The sequence below is a fragment of the Ottowia flava genome (genome assembly GCF_008017535.1).
GTDB classification, from domain to species: Bacteria; Pseudomonadota; Gammaproteobacteria; order Burkholderiales; family Burkholderiaceae_C; genus Ottowia; species Ottowia flava.
In genome coordinates, this window is the sequence record NZ_VRUA01000025.1 from 16,612 (window position 1) to 35,292 (window position 18,681).

The 18,681-nt window shown below is 67.6% G+C and carries 19 protein-coding genes; 8 read left to right on the top strand and 11 right to left on the bottom strand.

Features of this window, described 5'->3' with window-relative positions; all coding sequences use genetic code 11:
- Positions 1 to 54: 54 nt before the first annotated feature.
- The 6 genes from FVQ98_RS17680 to FVQ98_RS17705 form a co-directional block, all read right to left on the bottom strand.
- Complete coding sequence (locus FVQ98_RS17680) at positions 55 to 741, bottom strand: hypothetical protein (protein WP_147914775.1); 687 nt, start codon at positions 739 to 741, stop codon at positions 55 to 57.
- Between the two features lie 70 nt (positions 742 to 811).
- Positions 812 to 1,042 carry a hypothetical protein gene (locus FVQ98_RS17685; protein ID WP_147914776.1) on the bottom strand — a complete coding sequence of 77 codons (231 nt, stop codon included), beginning with the start codon at positions 1,040 to 1,042 and terminating at the stop codon, positions 812 to 814.
- A 208-nt stretch (positions 1,043 to 1,250) separates the two neighbouring features.
- The gene (gene sctT, locus FVQ98_RS17690; protein ID WP_147914777.1) at positions 1,251 to 2,045 is read right to left on the bottom strand and encodes a type III secretion system export apparatus subunit SctT; all 795 of its coding nucleotides are present in this window, start codon (positions 2,043 to 2,045) and stop codon (positions 1,251 to 1,253) included.
- A 183-nt stretch (positions 2,046 to 2,228) separates the two neighbouring features.
- A complete protein-coding gene (gene sctS, locus FVQ98_RS17695; protein WP_147914778.1) occupies positions 2,229 to 2,501 on the bottom strand; it encodes a type III secretion system export apparatus subunit SctS in 273 nt (90 codons plus the stop codon).
- Between the two features lie 14 nt (positions 2,502 to 2,515).
- Positions 2,516 to 3,166 (bottom strand): type III secretion system export apparatus subunit SctR, encoded by a 651-nt coding sequence (gene sctR / locus FVQ98_RS17700; protein WP_147914779.1) that lies wholly within the window; start codon positions 3,164 to 3,166, stop codon positions 2,516 to 2,518.
- A gap of 188 nt (positions 3,167 to 3,354) precedes the next feature.
- A complete protein-coding gene (locus FVQ98_RS17705; RefSeq protein ID WP_147914780.1) occupies positions 3,355 to 4,212 on the bottom strand; it encodes a hypothetical protein in 858 nt (285 codons plus the stop codon).
- 275 nt (positions 4,213 to 4,487) lie between these two features.
- Between FVQ98_RS17705 and safA the strand changes: the two genes are divergently transcribed.
- The 4 genes from safA (at position 4,488) to FVQ98_RS17725 (ending at position 8,248) form a co-directional block, all read left to right on the top strand.
- Entirely contained in the window at positions 4,488 to 5,963 is a 1,476-nt protein-coding gene (gene safA, locus FVQ98_RS17710) for a SafA/ExsA family spore coat assembly protein (protein ID WP_147914781.1), read from the top strand.
- Between the two features lie 196 nt (positions 5,964 to 6,159).
- A complete protein-coding gene (locus FVQ98_RS17715) occupies positions 6,160 to 6,591 on the top strand; it encodes a hypothetical protein (protein WP_147914782.1) in 432 nt (143 codons plus the stop codon).
- The gene (locus FVQ98_RS17720; protein ID WP_147914783.1) at positions 6,588 to 7,076 is read left to right on the top strand and encodes a hypothetical protein; all 489 of its coding nucleotides are present in this window, start codon (positions 6,588 to 6,590) and stop codon (positions 7,074 to 7,076) included. The genes FVQ98_RS17715 and FVQ98_RS17720 overlap by 4 nt, the downstream gene beginning before the upstream one ends.
- 209 nt (positions 7,077 to 7,285) lie before the next feature.
- A complete protein-coding gene (locus tag FVQ98_RS17725; protein WP_147914784.1) occupies positions 7,286 to 8,248 on the top strand; it encodes a TraB/GumN family protein in 963 nt (320 codons plus the stop codon).
- A gap of 278 nt (positions 8,249 to 8,526) precedes the next feature.
- Here FVQ98_RS17725 and acuI read toward each other — a convergent pair whose 3' ends face one another.
- Genes acuI through FVQ98_RS17740 form a run of 3 tightly spaced genes read right to left on the bottom strand, consistent with a single transcriptional unit; the run spans position 8,527 to position 11,766 of the window.
- Complete coding sequence (gene acuI / locus FVQ98_RS17730; protein WP_147914785.1) at positions 8,527 to 9,513, bottom strand: acrylyl-CoA reductase (NADPH); 987 nt, start codon at positions 9,511 to 9,513, stop codon at positions 8,527 to 8,529.
- A gap of 15 nt (positions 9,514 to 9,528) precedes the next feature.
- On the bottom strand, positions 9,529 to 10,773 hold the full coding sequence (locus FVQ98_RS17735) for a CaiB/BaiF CoA transferase family protein (protein ID WP_147914786.1): 1,245 nt from the start codon (positions 10,771 to 10,773) through the stop codon (positions 9,529 to 9,531).
- An 18-nt stretch (positions 10,774 to 10,791) separates the two neighbouring features.
- Positions 10,792 to 11,766 carry a Bug family tripartite tricarboxylate transporter substrate binding protein gene (locus tag FVQ98_RS17740; RefSeq protein ID WP_147914787.1) on the bottom strand — a complete coding sequence of 325 codons (975 nt, stop codon included), beginning with the start codon at positions 11,764 to 11,766 and terminating at the stop codon, positions 10,792 to 10,794.
- Positions 11,767 to 11,897: 131 nt separating this feature from the next.
- Between FVQ98_RS17740 and FVQ98_RS17745 the strand changes: the two genes are divergently transcribed.
- The 4 genes from FVQ98_RS17745 to FVQ98_RS17760 all read left to right on the top strand — a co-directional run bounded on the left by FVQ98_RS17745 (position 11,898) and on the right by FVQ98_RS17760 (position 16,221).
- Positions 11,898 to 12,863 carry a LysR family transcriptional regulator gene (locus FVQ98_RS17745; RefSeq protein ID WP_147914788.1) on the top strand — a complete coding sequence of 322 codons (966 nt, stop codon included), beginning with the start codon at positions 11,898 to 11,900 and terminating at the stop codon, positions 12,861 to 12,863.
- A complete protein-coding gene (locus FVQ98_RS17750; protein WP_147914789.1) occupies positions 12,860 to 13,429 on the top strand; it encodes a DNA-3-methyladenine glycosylase in 570 nt (189 codons plus the stop codon). The genes FVQ98_RS17745 and FVQ98_RS17750 overlap by 4 nt, the downstream gene beginning before the upstream one ends.
- A 614-nt stretch (positions 13,430 to 14,043) precedes the next feature.
- Positions 14,044 to 14,334 carry a hypothetical protein gene (locus FVQ98_RS17755; RefSeq protein ID WP_147914790.1) on the top strand — a complete coding sequence of 97 codons (291 nt, stop codon included), beginning with the start codon at positions 14,044 to 14,046 and terminating at the stop codon, positions 14,332 to 14,334.
- A 27-nt stretch (positions 14,335 to 14,361) separates the two neighbouring features.
- Entirely contained in the window at positions 14,362 to 16,221 is a 1,860-nt protein-coding gene (locus tag FVQ98_RS17760) for an ABC transporter ATP-binding protein (RefSeq protein ID WP_147914791.1), read from the top strand.
- Between the two features lie 68 nt (positions 16,222 to 16,289).
- On the opposite strand, the gene FVQ98_RS17765 is transcribed toward FVQ98_RS17760, so the two are convergent.
- A complete protein-coding gene (locus FVQ98_RS17765) occupies positions 16,290 to 18,377 on the bottom strand; it encodes a VC_2705 family sodium/solute symporter (protein ID WP_147914792.1) in 2,088 nt (695 codons plus the stop codon).
- Positions 18,364 to 18,573 carry a DUF4212 domain-containing protein gene (locus FVQ98_RS17770; RefSeq protein WP_255507841.1) on the bottom strand — a complete coding sequence of 70 codons (210 nt, stop codon included), beginning with the start codon at positions 18,571 to 18,573 and terminating at the stop codon, positions 18,364 to 18,366. Before FVQ98_RS17770 ends, FVQ98_RS17765 begins: the two co-directional genes overlap by 14 nt.
- Positions 18,574 to 18,681 lie beyond the last annotated feature (108 nt).

An 18,681-nucleotide genomic window follows, 5' to 3' on the forward strand; every position in this document is an offset into this window, starting at 1 on the left:
CAGATTCAACCCGCTCTGGCGGGCGTTTTCATTCCGATCGGCAGCCCACCCTGCTTACCGCAGGGGCGCTGGCGGGATCCAGCCGGACGTGACTTGGGCCACGCCCTCGCCGCCGCTGCGGCGCAGCTCGGCCAGAAAGGCGTCGACCGCGTCGGCCGCGGCGCGTTGGGGCGACGTGGTTGCGCTCACCGCGCCCCAGCTGCGCGCCATGGCGGCCAGCGCAGGGCGGGTGCCGCGTGCCCAGGCGCCGCCCAGCGGGTCTTCGGCATCGGCCAGCAGCTTGGCGCAGTACATGCGGCGCGCCTGATCGCTGTGCGACACCAGGCCCAGCACGGCGCGCGCGGCGCGGTCGAACGCGGTGGCGGCCAGCGGGCCGCGGTTGTCGGGCTGCGCGTGCCAGGCGCACAGGTATTCGACGGGGCCCATGGCGCGCGTGGCGGTGCCGTGGGTGGCGCCCCAGGCCGTGTGGCGGCCAGACGGCAGACGCCCGGTCTGCAGCGCCAGCACCAGCGTGTCGGCGACGGCTTTTTGCGCCGCGGCGTCGCCGTGTTCGCCCACGCGGCACAGCACCTGCAGGAAGGCGGGGTACAGCGCGTCGCCCAGGGAGATGCACAGGCGCTCCAGCCAGCGCACGCGCTCTTCGGGCGTGGGCAGGTGGGCGCAGCCTTCGATCAGCACCTCGGCGGCGCCGGACCAGTCGGGCTCGGTTTTGGGGACCAAGGTGGGCGCAGGGCTGCTCATGGGAGGCTAAAAAAGAGAAAAGCCGCGCCGGATGCGGCGCGGCGGTGGCCGCAGGATGACAAGGCGCAGCTTACTGGAACAGGCAGGCGAGAAAGCGCGCTTCCAACTGCGACGCACCTTGGCCGCTGTTGGCCGGCACGGTCAGCGCGCGGGCAGCCTGCTGGTCGCCCAGAAAGCCGAACTGCTGGGCCGCATCGCCGGTGGTGCCCGTCCCGTCCGACGCCGGACGGGCGCGGTCCCAACCGGCGGCCGGCGCGTGCAGGCCGGGCGGCAGAGAGGACAGGGGAGGAAAGGTGTTCATGGCGATCAGGTCGTCAAAAAAGGTTTCGTGACGGAGATATTACGACCCCGGCCTGCTCGCCGCTACTGGGATCGTTCCCAGTAGGTGCGAACTTTTTCACGCCTGCCAACGCCCCTCATGGGTTGGAAAAAACTCCTGTTTTCATAGCTACTCGCGCATGCTTGACATGGGCTAGAGGCCAATTTCATCTAAAAATCAATACTGGTAGTCATCCCAGCAAGGCGCGCACCTGCTGGATGATGGTGGGCATCAGTTCGCCCAGCCGGTCGATCAGGGTGCGCACCAGCGTGCCCAGCAGCACCAGCCACACGCCCACGGCGGCCACGCCCTTGAGCGACATTGAGATCGAGATCAGGTTCAGCTGCGGGGCATAACGGTTCATCAGGCCCAGCGACAGGTCGATCGCGTACAGCACCACCAGCGCCGGCGCGGCGATCATGAAGGTGAGCCCGGCGAACTGCGCAAAGGCGGTTTCGAACAGCGTCACCCCTTGCGGCCGCAGCGTGAAGCCCGGCTGCGACAGCGGCCACTGGACGAAGCTTTCCATCAGCACACCCACCCAGAGCATCAGCCCACCAGAGAACATGAACACGTAGACCGCCAAACGCCCCAGGAAGGCGCCCGACAGCGAGGTCTGCCGACCCGACAGCGGATCGACGATCTGCGCCATGCCCATGCCGCTGGCGCCGTCCACCACCTCGCCCGCCGCATCGAAGGCCCACAGCACCGCCGCCAGCAGCAGCCCCAGCGCCAGGCCCAGAAAGGCCTCGCGCCCGAACATGCCGATCCACTGCCCGATGCTCCAGTCGTTGACGTGGATCATCGGCTGCACCGCCAGCGTGATCACCCCGAACGCCAGAAAAACCGACGCCCGCACCATCTGCGGCACCGTGTCCTGCGCCAGGATCGGCAACAGCAAGAACGCCATCGCAAACCGCGTCGACGCCAGCGCCGCCAGCAGCGCCAGATCGCCCAAGCTGCCGACGTCGGCGAGCTCACCCATGGACGCGCCTCGCACGAAGCCGATGCGGCGCGCCACCGGGGAGTGCTTTCGCCAGCCGTGCGCGCGCGGCCCGCACCACACTGCCCCGGCCAGCGCAGGCCACGCCCGGACCTGCGCCGGGCGTCGGCCTGGTCCCCCCTTGCGCAGCAAAGGGGGGAAGGCGCGTCAGCGTCTCAGGGGGGTTCACTTCTTCACGAGCGCGGGAAATTCCGTCATCACCCGGTCCGCAAACTGGTACAGCGAGCCGCCCAGCAGCGAGGCCGTGATGAAGATCGTCAACACGATGGCAAAGAACTTCAGCGCGTACTGCAGCGTCTGCTCCTGGATCTGCGTGGCCGCCTGAATCAGCGCGATCAGCAAACCCACCAGCGCGGCCACCACCACCGGCGGCGCCGACAGCACCAGCACCAGCCACAGGGCCTGGTAAACAAGTTGAATGGCTTGCGAATCCAGCATCCGTCAACCTCTGTTCAGTACGAGAGGACGAGCCCGTGCGACAGCTTGACCCAGCCATCCACCAGCACGAACAGCAGCAGCTTGAACGGCAAGGAGATGGTGGTCGGCGACAGCATCATCATGCCCATGGCCATCAGGATGTTGGCGATGATCAGGTCGATGATCAGGAACGGCAAAAAGATCAGAAACCCGATCTGGAAGGCCGCCGACAACTCGCCCACCGTGAAGGCCGGAATCACCACCACGAAGTCGCGCTCGGTCAGCTGCGCGGCGCGCTCGGGCGACAGGTTCTTCTGGGCGGTTTTGAGGAAGAAGGCGCGCTCGCGCGGGCTGGAATGCTTGACCAGGAAATCGCGCAGCGGCTCCTTGGCGGCGTCCGTCACCGCCATCAAGCCTGCCGTGCTGCCCGCCGGGTTGCTCACGCCTTGCGCGCGCTCGGCCATGTCCATGCCCACCGGCAGCATCACGTAGATCGTCAGCACCAGCGCCATGCCGTTCAGCACCACGTTGGGGGGCACTTGCTGCAGGCCCAGCGCGTTGCGCAGCAGGCTGAGCACCACGATGATCTTGGTGAAGGACGTCACCATCACGCCCACGAAGGGCACCAGCGCCACCACGATGACCGTGATCAGCGCCGAGGAGGGGGTGAACTGGCTCAAGTCCATGCTGAGCCCTCCTGGGCCAGCCGGCACGCACCGGGTACGGCATGGCTCGGCCCACATTCGGGGGTGGCGCTGCGCGCGCCCGTTCGACAAAGGGAATGCAAGGGCGTTCTCACACTTTTTTACTATCTAAACCATAGCTGTCTGCGCACATCCTACCTGCGCGCAGTGCCAATCCGGTGACAAAACGCTCAGGCCGCGACCGCGGGCTGCGCCAGCGCCTCGATGCGCAGGCCGCAGCCCTTGCCCATGGGCATGAGCGCGCCACGCGCCAACACCTGCGTTCCCTGGCGCAACTCGGCCGCCCAGGGCTGCGGCGTCGGCCACGCGTAGGCGCTGCCCGCCGAGCCCCAACCCAGCCAGCGGTCCAGCGGGAGGCGGACCGGGCGAGACAGCACGACCTGGGGCGCTGCCGAGTCGCGCGGGCCCGCGCTCAAGGCGCCACCGGCCCTGGTTGCTGGCACGACGAGGCGCTGGGCCGTCAGGTCCAGTTGGGCCATGCAGGGTGGAAGGCGCCGGTCGGCGTCGGTCAACTGCACGTCCCAGGCGGCAGCAAATGCGCCCGGAAGCCACAGCAGCGCGCCGGGCTGCAACTGCGCCAGCGCCTCCGGCGGCACTTCGCCCAGCAGCACCGTCGCATCGTGCGTGGCCCACTCCAGCGCAGGCGCACGCAGCGCCTCCGGCGGCGGCACATGCAGCGCCGCCAGCGGCACTTCCAGGTGGCTGCCCGGGCGGGCGAGCGCCGGGTCGCGCACCACGGCGCGGTAGAGCGCGGGCGCCCTGCCCGCGTCCACGGGCGCGGGATCCCAGGGGCTGCTGAGCCACTGCTCGACCGCGCGGATCAAGGGCTCGGCCTGGGCCAGGTCCAGCACCTGAGCAACGCCAGACAGCGGCTCGTCGACGCCAGCCTCTCGGGGCAGTGTCAGGCGCAACGGGCCGCAGGGGCTCTCGCCCTCGAACACCCAGGGCGCCACCGCATCGGGTACGGCATCGGCGTCGGTAGCGCGCCCATCGAACGGGGCCGCGTCTTTCGGATCGTGAGAAATCATGCTGGTTGGTGAGTGTGAACGAGGGGCCAGTGCCTTGAAAACTGGGAACGTTACTAGCGCAGGGGCTTTGAATGCGTACCAATGAACTCAATTCGGCGTACCCAAGCGCGCCTGGGTGGTGCCGTTCCCATTGGGAACCATCCCAGCTTTTCACCAGTTTGGCAGAGGCACAGAATGAAAGTGCTCACTAACCCAGGGGAACAGACAGGCCTCGCAGAAGGCCGGGAACGAGGGCACAAGACCCTCCCATCCTCGCCTAGAAAGGACGCATTCATATGACAGCGATTTCTCTCGCCACCGGCGGTACGCAGGGTACCGGCACCGGCGCCGGCCGCTCCGTTTCCGTCAACCACGGGGACACCCTCTCTGCCATTGCCCGGCGGCTGGGCATCTCGCTCGACGCACTGATCGCCGCCAACCCGCAGCTGATCAACCCCAACCGCATCTACCCTGGCGACGTCATCAGCGTGCCCGGCGGCATGGGGGGCGGCAAGCCGTCCACCGGCGCTGGTGGCAGCACTCCGACCGGGAGCGCCCATGGTGCTGCGCCCGGTCAGGGCGGTGCGCATCCGGCAGGCATGAGCCTCAGCTCTGGCGGGCTCGATCTGATCAAGAGCCACGAAGGCCTGCGCACCAGCGCCTACCAGGATCCGGTGGGTGTGTGGACCATCGGCTACGGCCACACCGGCACCGCCAAGCCTGGTCAAAAGATCAGCGAAGCCCAGGCCGAACAGTTGCTGCGCAAGGACGTGGGCTGGGCTGAAGATGCGGTGCGCAAGAATGTCAAGGTGCCGCTGTCGCAAGGCCAGTTCGACGCGCTGGTCAGCTTTACCTTCAACCTGGGCGCCGGCGCGCTGGGCCGCTCTGGCCTGCTGCAGAAGCTGAACGCCGGTGACTACGCCGGCGCGCAGGCCGAATTCGGCAAATACGTGCACGCCGGTGGCCGCGTGCTGCCAGGCCTGGTGCGCCGCCGCAACGAAGAAGCGCAGATGTTCGGCAACCAGCGCCCGCCAGGCAACGGCGCAGGCCCATCCGGCCCGAACGGATCGTCCGCACCGAATGGCGCGGACTACGCAGGCACCGGCCGCGCGCGGCAAGGCAGCTACACGGTCAAGTCGGGCGACACCTTGTGGGCCATCGCCCGCGCGCACGGTGTGTCGCTGCAGTCGCTGATCGCGGCCAACCCGCAGATCGCCAACCCAGACCTGATCTACCCCGACCAGAAGATCAACATCCCGGGCGGCGGTGCACGGCCGGGCGAGAGGTCAAATGGCCCGGGCGTCGTTGGCCCGGCAACACCCACGCCCGTGGGCAATGGCGCGGGCGCGCGCACGGCTCAGATTGCCGAAAGCTTTCTTGAACGCAACGCTTCCGAGCTGAAGAAAAGCGGCGAGCTGCCGATGAACCCCAATGTGCCCAACAACGTGTGTTGTGCCAACTTCGTCTCGGCGGTGCTCGAGAAGAACGGGCTGCTGAGCAAAGGCGAGCACACCGACTCGGTGGCACAGCTCCACAAGACGCTGCGCGGCAAGGGCTGGAAGCCGGTCGACATGGCCAACGCCAAGCCTGGCGACGTGGTCATCATGCAACGCAACGGGGTCTCGCACACGGAGATCGTTGCGAAGAACGAGAACGGAAAGATCACGCTGGTGGGCTCCAACAACCGCAACACCGACGGCAGCCAGCGCATCACCTACGACAGCAACAGCTGGTGGCACAACAAGGTGTCGGCCATCCTGACACCCCCCTGAGCCCTCTTCCCGCTTGAGGCGCCTTCGGGCGCCTTTTCTTCGCTTGATTTTCGCGACATATTCGGACTCCGCCCTTGCCATACCAGTGCTGGAAGCTTCTATTTTTATAGCAACTATGCTCAGCTACGTTTCGTCGCAGGCACAGCGCACGGCGATGGTCCAATGAAGCCGATGTCACTCTGAGAGATTGATCCCCATGAAATTTCCGACAAAATGGCTGGCCCTGCCGGTCGTCTGCCTGAGCATGGTGCCACCCACTGACGCCGCGACCGTCACAGTGACCCCGGCCGAGCGCGACGCCATGGTGGCCACCACCAGCGCCGCGGCCGCCAAAGCGCTCAAGGTCGAAGCGGCGCAGCTGCGTGTCGTCCCGGAGCAAATCAAACGGCACGGCAACTGGGTCTTCCTGACCGCCCAGATGCAAGATCCGGCCGGCAAGCGCTTCGACTACGCTGGCACCGACCGCCACGACGCCGCCCAGGCGGGCGGTGTATCCAGCCTGTGCGTCGCACTGTTGCACAGCGATGGCACCGTCTGGAAACTGGTCGAGTTGGCCGTCGGACCGACCGATGTCGCCTGGGAAGGCTGGGCCGCCGCCCACAAGGCCCCGGCGGAGCTGTTCCAATGAGCCCACTGCGCCTCCGCGCCGCACTGGCGGGCGCCTGGCTGGTCGCGCTGCTGACCCTGGGCTGCGGCGCTCGCGCCGTGACCGCCCAGGCGCCAGGAACCGCCCCGACAGCCGTGCAGGCTCCGCCCACGGTGGCCACCGAAGTCTTGCCGGCGAGCGTTCAGGGCCGCTGGACGCCGGTCAGCAAGGCGTTGGAAGCCCCAGGCCCGCTGACACTGACCGCACAAAGCCTGACCTGGAAGCCCTGCGGCGCCGTGGCGCGCAGCGTGCAGGGGCAGACCAGCGGCAACGCGGTGCAGATCACGCTGCCCGGACAGGCCGGCTGTCGCCTGGGTGACGACGTCTTCACCTTGCTGCGCATCGCGCCGCGTGCCGGCAAGGCGTGCGAGATGGAGCTTTCGCTGTACGCCAATGCCGCGCAACTGGCGAAACAGCAGCGCCTGGCGTGGGGCGTGTACGAACGCCAAGGCTGCCAGCCGCAGTAGGCGGTCGTTTGGGACGGCACAGTGGAGCGCCCGGGGCATCGGCGGCGGCCTGCAAGGCCTGTTTTCTGACACTCCCCCAAAATCAGCAGCCGCAGGCGGCATTCAGCACATTCAGTGCGCCCCCTAGAATGCCCTGCACCCACTGACCCTGCTGCGCCGGGAGCCGCACGAGAGCGCCGGTGTGCTGTCCTGACTCTGGAGTTGTCCGCATGGTGTTGACCCGATCCCTGCGCCAGCGCGCGCTGGCTGGCGTACTGGCCCTGTCGGCGCTGCTGGCCGGCGGCTGGAGCCGGGCGCAGGACTGCCCGCCACCGCTGACGCCGCCGAGTGCCGAACAGATCGCGGATCTGACGCGGCAAGCCTCCCCGGACCGGGGTTTCCTGTGGTCGCTCGAACGCGACGGCCGCACGTCCCACCTGTACGGCACCCTGCACCTGGGTAAGCTGGCCTGGACAGTGCCCGGCCCGAAGCTTTCACGCGCACTTCGCGCAAGCAAGGTTCTGGCGCTGGAGCTGGACATCAGCGATCCGCAGGTCGTGCAGAGTCTGCTGGCCCAGATCCGGGAAACCGGCGCGAGCCCGCTGCCCGAGCGGCTGCAGCAGCGCCTGCGCGCCGCAGCGGCGGCAGAGTGCGTGCCTTGGGACCAGGTGGCCGACCAGCGCCCGGAGTTTCAGTTGACCGCCGTGACGCTGGCGCTGGCGCGGCGCGAAGGGCTGGAAGCTGCCTATGGCAGCGAGGTGGCGCTGACCGGCATCGCACCGCACCTGGGCCTGCGCACGCGCAGTCTTGAAACCGCGGACGAACAGATCGCCGCCCTGTCGGCCAGCACGCCCGACGAGCAGGTCAAGCTGATCGAGGCCGGGCTGGAAGACCTGGCATCGGTCAAGGCCAGACGCGTCGTGCGTCAGTTGGCCGATAGCTGGGCCGACAGCGACTTGCAGCGCCTGGAAAGCTACGCCGACTGGTGCGACTGCCTGGACACGCCTGCCGAGCGGGCGCTGGCCGAGCGTGTGGTCGACCAGCGCAACCGCGTGCTCGCCGAACGCATCGATGCGCTGCACGCCAGGGAAGGCCGCAGTTTTGCGGCCGTGGGCGCGCTGCACATGATCGGCCCCAACGGCCTGCCGGCCCTGCTGAAGGCGCGCGGTTTCACCGTCAAACGCGTGTTCTGAACGGCAAGAGGTGCTGGAAGGTACACCCATGCGGGCAGCGCTGAGCTGCCGCGCGTATTCCGATCAAAATCAGAGTCAAGCCCTACAACCACCTGCGCAGCAAGCTACCATTTAAATAGCATTCATTCTGCTTTTTTGCTGCCAGCGAGCAAGCGGCGCGCATCTGACGACGTTCCCCGGCGCTGCTGGGAAGCGGCCGCGAACATGGTGCGGACGCTCGCCCGTCACCAGTAAATGGTGGCGGCGCGCCGGCTCAGCGTACTGGGTGGTGCGGGGCCTCAGCGGTTCACGTCCACCACGACCCGCCCGCGCACCTGCCCGGCCAGCAGGCGCTCGGCGGTGGCGACGGCGTCACCCAGGCCGATGGTTTCGGTGTTGCGGGCCAGCAGTTCGGGCGAGATCTCGCGCGCCAGCCGTTCCCAGGCCTGCGTGCGGCGCGCCATCGGCGCCATCACGCTGTCGACGCCCGCCAGTGTCACGCCGCGCAGGATGAAGGGCGCCACGCTGCCGGGGAAATCCATGCCCTGCGCCAAACCGCAGGCCGCGACGACGCCGCCATAACGGATGCTGGCGCACACGTTGGCCAGTGTGTGGCTGCCCACACTGTCGATGGCGGCGGCCCAGCGCTCCTTTTGCAGTGGCTTGCCGGGGGCGTTGAGTGCGGCGCGGTCGATGACCTCCTTGGCGCCCAGCTGGCGCAGGTAGTCGGCCTCCTGCGGGCGGCCGGTGGAGGCGTGCACCTCAAAGCCGAGCTGCGCCAGCAGCGCGATGGCGATCGTGCCCACGCCACCGTTGGCGCCCGTGACCAGCACCGGTCCGGCTTCGGGAACGATGCCTTCGCGCTGAAGCGCCATCACACACAGCATGGCGGTGTAGCCCGCCGTGCCGAGACTCATGGCCTGGGCAGCGGTGAAACCACCCGGCAGGGACACCAGCCAGTCGGCCCTGACCCGCGCGCGCTGCGCCAGCCCGCCCCAATGCGTTTCGCCCACGCCCCAGCCGTTCAGCAGCACGGCGTCGCCTTCGCGAAAACGCACGTCGTCGGACCACTGCACCACACCAGCAAAGTCAATGCCCGGCACCATGGGGAAGCTGCGCACCACCGGCGCCTTGCCGGTGATGGCCAGGCCGTCCTTGTAGTTCAGCGTGGAATGGCTGATCTGCACGATCACGTCACCGGGCGGCAGTTGGGCGTCGTCCAGTTCGGTCACGGTGGCCTTCAGGGCGCCATCGTCGGTGCGGGTGAGCAGCAGGCCTTGGAACATGGAATAAATCTCTCGCTAAGTCTGATGGGTGGCTTCGCGCACGATGCCCGCGTCGGCAAGGGCGCGCGCATCGGCGGCCGGCACGCCCAACTCACTCAACACCGCCCGGGTATCGCCACCCAGGCGCGGTGCACCCGGCAGGCCCTGGGCGGGCCCGTGGCCGAGAGGGAAACCGATGCCCGGCGTGCGCACGGTGCCGACGCCTTGCGCGTAGCGCACGGGCGTGAACGGGAGTTTTGATCCTACCTGAACCTCGTCGAGGAACTCGCCGAGCTTGCGCACCCGGGCCGCCGGCACGCCGCGGGCATTGAGCGCCTCCTCGATGTCAGCGGCGCTACGCTCGGCCAGAGCGGCGTTGAAGGCGGCGCGCACGCGGTCCACATCGCGCGGCACGACAAAGCCGCCGGGCGCGTTGAAGGCATCGAGGTCCAGCGCTTCGGCGTCGTCGCACAGGTGCTCCAGCCCCAGCACCGCCGCCATCTGGCGGAACTGAGCGGGTGTGTTGGCCGCCGTGGACAGCCAGCCGTCGCGGCAGCGGTAGGTGTCCGCGGCCGGGCTGCCGGTATAGCCGCGGTTGCCCGCACGCGGCGGTTCGGCGCGGCTGGTGAGGAAGTTGCTGGCGTTGGGGTACATCAGCATCAGCGATGCCTGCACCATCGATACGTCGATGTACTGGCCCTGGCCGTCGCGGCTGCGCCCCTGCAATGCGGCCACGATCGACAACGCGCCCAGCATGCCCACGGCCACGTCGATCACCGGAAAGCCGACCTTCATCGGCGGCGCCTCGGGCGAATCGCCGTTCATCATCATCATGCCGGTGAGCGCCTGCACCACGTGGTCGTACGCGCCGCGCCCGGCCCAGTCACCGGCCTGGCCGTAGCCGGAGATGGAGCAATACAGGATGTTGGGCTTGACGGCGCGGATGGCGTCGTAGTCCAGGCCATGGCGCTTGACCACGCCGGGACGGAAGTTCTCGATGAACACGTCCGCGGTGGCCGCCAGCGAGCGCACCAGCCGCGCGCCTTCGGGCGTGCGGATGTCCACGGCGAACGAGCGCTTGCCCGCGTTCAGCGCGGCAAAGCCACCGGGCGTGTCGCCCTCTTCCGGCCGCGCCTTGGATGAGCGCATGACGTCGCCGCCCTCGGGCGATTCGATCTTGATGACTTCCGCGCCGAGTTGCGCCAGGTAGAACGAGGCGAGCGGGCCGGCGATGACATGCGACATGTCGACGACCCGCACGCCTTGCAAGGCTTGAAACATCACAAAACCTCCAGTGATTCAGGTTGCGGTGATGCCGGCGAGGCGGACAATTTCCCCCCATTTGGCGTTCTCCGCGCGAACAAATGCCGCGAACTCTTCCGAACTGCCGCTTGGTGCCGGCTCGCTGCCAGAGTCTTGAATCGCCTTGCGGACAGCGGGCACCTTCATCGCGCCAGTGAACGAAGTGAACAACTTGGCGATCACCTCTTTCGGCGTGCCCACCGGGGCGCCCAAGGCAAACCAGGACTCCTGAACCGCCAATTTGCTTTTCAGGACTTCTTCCAGCGTAGGCACGTCAGGCAGCTGCGTCATCCGCTTGGCGCTGGTCACCGCAAGCGCGCGCAGCTTCCCCCCTTTGACCTGTGGGATGGCGGTCCCTGCTACGGGAAACGCGAATTGGGTATCGCCTCGCAGCAACGAAGCTGTGATCTCCACCGAGCCCTTCAACGGAATATGGGTGACGTTCAGCTTCGGCAACGCGGCGAACGTGGCGCCAGCCAGATGCGCGGAGGTGCCAATGCCACCTGACGAGTAATTGAGCTTTCCCGGTGCGGACCTGGCGGCTGCAATCAAGTCTTGCGCGCGCTGGAAAGGCGAGTTCGCCGGTACGACCAGAACCGTCGGCGACATGCTCATGTTGGTGATGGGCGCGAAGTCGTTGAGCGGATCGAACTTCAGGCTCGGGGTCATCATTTTCTGGACCAGGTGCGTGTTCGCCAGTTGCAGCAGCGTGTAGCCGTCCGCAGATTGCGCCGCCACGTACTGCGCGCCCAGTACGCCGCCTGCACCGACCTTATTCTCGATCACGACCGACTGACCCAGCGCCTCGCCAAGCACAGGCGCCATCTGGCGAAGCTGAACGTCGGGGCCGCCACCGGCAGCGTAGGGGCAAATGACGCGGATCATGCGGTTGGGAAATGCGCTGGCTGCTGTGGCGTCGACTGCTGGCCAAAGGCTGGCGCCCACCAAGGCGCAAAAATGGCGACGTTGCATGTTGTCTCCTGTGGAGTGAATGGTGCTCGGCTCTGGTTTCAGTCTAGGTTGGTCTTTCTATTCGAAAAAGTGATAAATTTTTATCAAGCGATTCACAATAAGAATTCCGTAGCAAGACACGCCTCTTCACCATGCTCACCACGCCACCGGATGCCACTGCCGTGATGCGCCAGCTGACTGGCAAGCTGCGCTTCAAGCACCTGCAGTTGCTGGTGACGCTTGACCGCGTCGGCAGCCTGCACGCGGCGGCGGCTGAGCTTCACCTGACGCAGCCCACGCTCAGCAAGGCCCTTCACGAGGTTGAATCCGCCTTCGGGCTGGCGCTGTTCATACGCGGTGCACGGGGCATGCAGCCGACCGCAGTCGGCCAGCTGGCAATCCGCGGGGCAGAGCGCCTGCTGCGCGAGTTGTCGCATCTGGTGGCCGAAACCACGGCCGAACCGGCGGGTGCGGTGCTGCACATCGGCGCACCGCCCTTCGTCGCGCTTGCCTACCTGCCGCAGGTCGTTCAGAACCTCGCGCGCCAGCGGCCCGGCGTGCGCGTCCACCTGCAGGAAGGGCTGACCCCGGTGCTGGCACACGCGCTGATGCACAAGCACCTGGATGCGCTGGTCACCACCTTCTCGCGCGAGCTCAGCGAAACCGCGTTCCCGAAACTGCACTACGAGAAGCTTTTCGAGACCGAATCGGCGGTGATCGCCGCGCCCGGCCACCGCCTGGCCGGTGCGAGCCGAGTGAGTTGGACGCAACTGCGCGCCGAGCCCTGGGTGCTCCCCGAGCAGATGTCGACCACACGCCGCGCCGTTGACGAAGCGTTCGGCCGCGCCGGCTGCCTGACCCCAACACCGGTCATGGAGTCGGCCCACCCCAGCACCAACCTGCGGCTGGTGGCGCATGGCGTCGGTCTGAGCGCGCTGCCGGTCGACGTGCTGCGGCCAGCCGAGGCCGCCGGCGAGGTGGTGCGTCTGCCGGTAGATCCGCCTCTGGCACGCGGCTCGGTCGGTCTCCTGTACCGCGCGGTGCAGGAAGACGACCCGAAGATCCAGTGGCTGCGGGAAGCACTGGAGCTCGGCGGCCCCAAGGGACAAGCGGCATGACCCGCGCCCTCACACCGGCCGATTTCGCCGTGGATTCATCCCACTTGGCGCGTACGTTGATCGGCGCCACGTTGCTGGTGGACGGTGTTGGCGGCACGATCGTCGAGACCGAGGCGTACGACGCCAGCGAACCGGCCGCCCACAGCCACCGCGGCCCGACGCCGCGCAACGCGGTCATGTTTGGCCCGCCCGGCCATGCCTACGTGTACCTGAGCTACGGCATGCACTGGTGCCTGAATTTCGTCTGCCGCGAACCGGGCCACGGCGCCGGTGTGCTGATCCGCGCATTGGCCCCAATGATCGGCATCGACACCATGCGCGAGCGGCGCGGCCTGCAGGACGAACGCCTGCTCTGTGCCGGCCCCGGGCGGCTGGGCCAGGCGTTGGGCATCACGCAGGAACACAACGGCCTGCCGCTCGACCGCGCGCCGTTCCAGCTGACCGCTGCGCCACCCGACATGCCGCCGCCAGTAGTCATCGGTCCGCGCATCGGCATCACTAAGGCGACCGACCTTCCCTGGCGCTTCGGCCTGCAAGGCTCGCGCTTCCTCAGCCGCCGCTTCTGAGTCGCCGATTCCGCCGCGCCAGCAGGCTGGGCTGACGGTCTTGTCCGACACGCTGCCGCGGGTCAGGACGATAGGCCATCTACATTACCCAGTTCAATATCTGGCAACACCCTCTCATGGGAGTTCGCATTGCGGTTTTCATGCACCAGAACAAGACTTTTCTCGCTCGCGGATTTCGAGGAAATATCCGCTCAGCCCACACCCAGTTCCACCCCCCACCGCACGTGCCACGGTTCGCGTAGGCGCCGTTTCTCGCGCTCAGGCAGCGCGGCAGCGCCACTGCCCTGACGGGCGGCTCAGGTCTCCGCAGTCGAACCTCTCTCCTCCCTTCCTCCTCGGCTGCGGTTTTGATGCGGTGCCCGTTACGGCGGGCACCGCTTTTTTCCAAGGGTGGCGCCGGGGTGCGAGGCAACTGATGACCGTCACATTTCACATTAAATATGGCTGCAAACCAATACCTGACAGCGCGGTCAGCTACGTTTTTCATAGTCTTCGACTTCGCTTTCGGCACGCCTGTGCCGATGCCGGGCGGCGGCGCGGCGGCGCCGGCGCGTGCACAATGGCTTGCATGGGCGCGCGGCGCGCCCCCACCTCACTCAGGAGCGACCTCCAACATGAATACCCCTCCCGTTTCGCCCCAAGGCACCGACGTCGACTACGTGGTGGGCCCAGACGGCCTTTCCCCGGGTCAGCAGGCGCGCGCGCGCGTCATCGGTCGCCTCGAATTTCGCGCGGGCGACGGCCCGATGATCACGATCGAGCCGGACGCCCAGCTGGAGCTGGAGCGCGCCCCGCAAAGCATGGTGATGAGCTGGCAGGAAGAAGGCCAGCCCATGAACGCTGCGATCCCGCTGGTGCAATTCAATGAATACCTTGAAAAGGGGCTGATCGCCGTCGACCGGTGAGCGGCCCTCTATCTGCACGGAGCTGCCTTGCTCGGTTACTTCGAAAAACGCCTTCCCCCCTACCCTGAGCGCGAACCCGGTCTGCCGCCCAAGGGCTTCCTGGCCTTTGTCTGGGCCGCCACGCCCGGTGTGCGCGGCTACGTCGGGGCCATGGCCGTGCTGTCGGCCGCCATTTCCATCTACGACGCGCTGCTGTTCGCCATGCTCGGGCGCGTGGTCGACTGGCTGGGCCAGGTGCGGCCCGACACGCTCTGGGCCGACCGCGGCCCCCTGCTGACGATCCTGGCGACCGTGCTGCTGGCGTCGATCGCCCTGGTCGCGCTGCAAACCGTTGTCAAGCACCAGACGCTGGCCATCAACTTCCCGCTGCGCCTGCGCTGGAACTTTCACCGCCTGATGCTGGGCCAGAGCATGGCCTTCTACGCCGACGAATTCGCCGGCCGCATCACCACCAAGATCATGCAGACCGCGCTGGCGGTGCGCGACATGATCTTCACCACCACCGACGTGGTGATCGGCATGGGCGTGTACATCGTGACCATGCTGGTGCTGGCCGCCGGCTTCGACGGCTGGCTGGTGCTGCCGTTCGTCGGCTGGGCCGTGGCCTACGTGCTGGCCTGCTGGTATTTCGTGCCACGCCTGGGCAAGGTCAGCCGCGCCCAGGCCGATGCGCGCAGCGTGATGACGGGGCGCATCACGGACGCCTACACCAACATCGCCACCGTCAAGCTGTTCTCGCACACGCAGCGCGAGGCCGCCTTCGCCCGCGCGGCGATGGACGAATTCAAGCGCACGGGCTATGCGCAGATGCGCCTGGTCAGCCTGTTCGAAGTGGTTAACCACACGCTGATCGTGCTGCTCATCCTGAGTGCCTGCGGCACGGCGCTGTGGCTGTGGTCGATCGGCCAGGTCGGCACCGGCGCGGTGGCGGCCGTCACGGCGATGGCGCTGCGCCTGTCGGGCATGAGCCACTGGGTCATGTTCGAGATGACCAGCCTGTTCGAAAGCGTGGGCACCATTCAGGATGGCATCAACACCTTGTCGCGCCCGCGCGCCGTGGTCGACGCCAAGGGCGCCACGCCGCTCGTCGTCACCCAGGGCGAGGTGCGCTTCGACGACGTGACGTTCAGCTACCGCGACGGCTCGGCGCCGGTGATCGACCACCTGAACCTGACCATACGGCCCGGCGAGAAGATCGGGCTGATCGGCCGCTCGGGCGCCGGCAAGTCGACCCTGGTCAACCTGCTGCTGCGCTTTCACGACGTGGACTCGGGCCGCATCACGATCGACGGGCAGGACATCGCTCACGTCACGCAGGACAGCCTGCGCCAGGCGATCGGCATGGTGACGCAGGACACCTCGCTGCTGCACCGCGCCATGCGCGACAACATCCTGTACGGCCGACCTGATGCGAACGAGGCCGACATGCGGGCCGCGGCCGAGCGCGCTCAGGCGTCCGACTTCATCGCCGAGCTGACCGACCTGCAGGGCAGGCGCGGCTACGACGCGCAGGTGGGCGAACGCGGGGTGAAGCTCTCCGGCGGCCAGCGCCAGCGCGTGGCGATCGCCCGCGTGATGCTGAAGGACGCCCCCATCCTGCTGCTGGACGAGGCCACCAGCGCACTCGACAGTGAAGTGGAAGCCGCCATCCAGGAAAGCCTGGAAGAGCTGATGAAGGGCAAGACCGTGATCGCCATTGCGCACCGGCTGTCGACCATCGCCGCGCTGGACCGACTGGTGGTGCTGGACGCGGGCCGCGTGGTCGAGCAAGGCACGCACGCCGAGCTGCTGGCGCAAGGCGGGCTGTACGCCCGACTGTGGGCGCGCCAGAGCGGTGGTTTTCTGGGCGAGCAAGTCGAAGAGACGGCGCTGGCCGGCGCGGCATAAACTGACCGAGCGACGCCCGGGCTTGATGTCAAAAACAGCGCCAGCGCAGCAGGGATCTGCGCAGGCAGCTACTGTTTTGGAAGCGCGCCTGTCGCCTGGCCACGCCAGCTGTCCCACAGCGAAACCGCCACAATGGTCGCAAAACCGACCGGCACGCCAAACACACCGGCCGACACCGGATGGATGCTCCACCACAGGCCGCCCGGCGTCAGGCCCCACCAGGCGCGCAGCGATGGGCTGGCCTGCAACATGTAGCCGACGGTGATGCCCATGCCCGCCAGCATGCCCGCCACGACGCCGCGCCGCGTGGCGCGGCGCCAGAACAGGCCGGTGACCAGCCCCGGAAAGAAGGTGGCGGCCGCCATCGAGAACGACGCGGTGACCAGCGAGATGATTTCGGCCGGCTTGAGCGCCGCCACCAGCGCGGCCAGCATGGCCGCAGCCAGCAGCGCGAACTTGGACAGGATCACCCGGTTGTCCGACAGCGCCCGGGCATGGTCGCTTTCGTACGTCGCGGTGTCGTGCACCAGCGCGTTGCTGATGGTCAGCAGCAGGCCGTCCGCGGTGGACAGTGCCGCCGCCAGGCCGCCCGCCGCCACCAGCCCCGAGACGACGTAGGGCAGCCCGCCCAGCTCGGGTGTGGCCAGCATGATCATGTCGGCGCCCAGCCGGATTTCGCCAAACTGCAGGATGCGGTCGCCGTTGATGTCCTGCACCGAGATCAAGCCCGGGTCCACCCGCGCCCATTGGGCGATCCAGTTCGGCAGCTCATCGAAGCTGCTGCCCACCAGGCCCTGCATGATCTCGTACTTGACCAGCACCGCCACCGCTGGCGTGCTGATGTACAGCAGCGAAATGAACACCAGCGACCACACCACCGATTTGCGCGTGTCGGCCACCGTGGGCGTGGTGTAAAAGCGCGTCAGCAGGTGCGGCAGGCTCGCCGTGCCGACCATCAGGCAGAACATCAGCGCCATGAAGTTCAGGCGCGAGGCGTTGAAGGCGTCCTGCTCGGCCGGTGTGCCATCCGGGTCGCCGGCAAAGGCCTGGCCGTGTCGCGGCAGCCCGCCCAGTGGCTTGCTGCGGTCCTCGGCCTCGTTCATCTGGCGCGTCCACAGCTCGCGCGCACCGGCCACGTCGCGCGGCAACGCCGCCAACTCGCGCCGCGCCTGCATCACCAGCGAAAAGTCCGCGCCCTGGGCCTTGAGCATGCGGATGCGCTCTTCCAGCTGGTCGCGTGCCCGCGTGAGGGCGGCGGCCGGGTCATTCAGGCGCTCGGCGTACTCGCGCGCGCGTTGGGCAAAGGCGGCGCGCACTTCTTGCTCGGCTGGGGACTCGATCAGCTTCTGCTCCAGCCGTTCGATCTTGGGCAACTGCTGACCGTACGCCATGGGCGCCAGCGGCGTGCCCAGCTGCTTGAAGGCCAACCAGGACACCGGGATCAGGAAGGCCAGCAGCAGCACCACGTACTGCGCGACCTGCGTCCAGGTGATGGCGCGCATGCCGCCAAGAAACGAGCACAGCAGCACCCCGCCCAGGCCCAGCAGAATGCCAATCTCGAACTGCACGCCGGTCAGGCGCGAGGCGATCAGGCCGACGCCGTAGATCTGCGCCACCACGTACAGGAAGGAGCAGACGATGGCCCCCATGGCCGCCAGCCAGCGCGGCCAGCGCCCGCCAAATCGGACGGCAAAGAAGTCGGGCACGGTGTACAGCTGCATGGCGCGCAGGCGCGGCGCCACCACCAGCCCAACCAGGCAGAAGCCCCCGGTCCAGCCCAGCACGTAGGCCAGTCCGCCGGGCTGCGCCGCGGTGCCGGCAAAGCCCTGCAGGTACAGCGCGCCGGCCAGGCTGATGAAAGACGCCGCGCTCATCCAGTCGGCCGCCGTCGCCATGCCGTTGTACATGGCCGGGATGCGCCGCCCGGCGACGTAGAACTCCTCCGGCTCGCCGGTGCGCGCGTAGATGCCGATGCAGGCGTACACCATCACCGACAGGAACAGGAAGATCGGGCCGATCCAGGCGCGCGACAGGCCGGCGCGCTCGGCCCAGTCCATCAGCGCCAGAAAGGCGAGAAAACCCGCCACGAACAGCAGCAGGTTGCGGTGCAGCCGCCAGGGCGTTCGGCTCGGCCGCGTGGAATCAGCGGGTGGCATCGTCAGCGTCGCGCGCGGGCGTGGGCGCAGGCGTGGGCGGCGGCGCACCCGGCTCGTCCTGCTCGGCGCGGTTCATATAGGCCGCGTAGAGCATCACCACCGCGATGAAGACCAGCACCGCGCCTTGCGCGGTCAGCCAGAAGTTGAGCGGCCAACCGCCCACCACCATGTCCAGCTCGCGCGCAAAGAAGGCCACGCCAAAGGACGCCAGAAACCAAAGAAAAAGAAGTGCAGCCCGTACCCAACCTGCGCGGGCAGCTCTTCTTTTTCTAGCAGACGTAGCCATCGCCCGCCGCGACCGGTG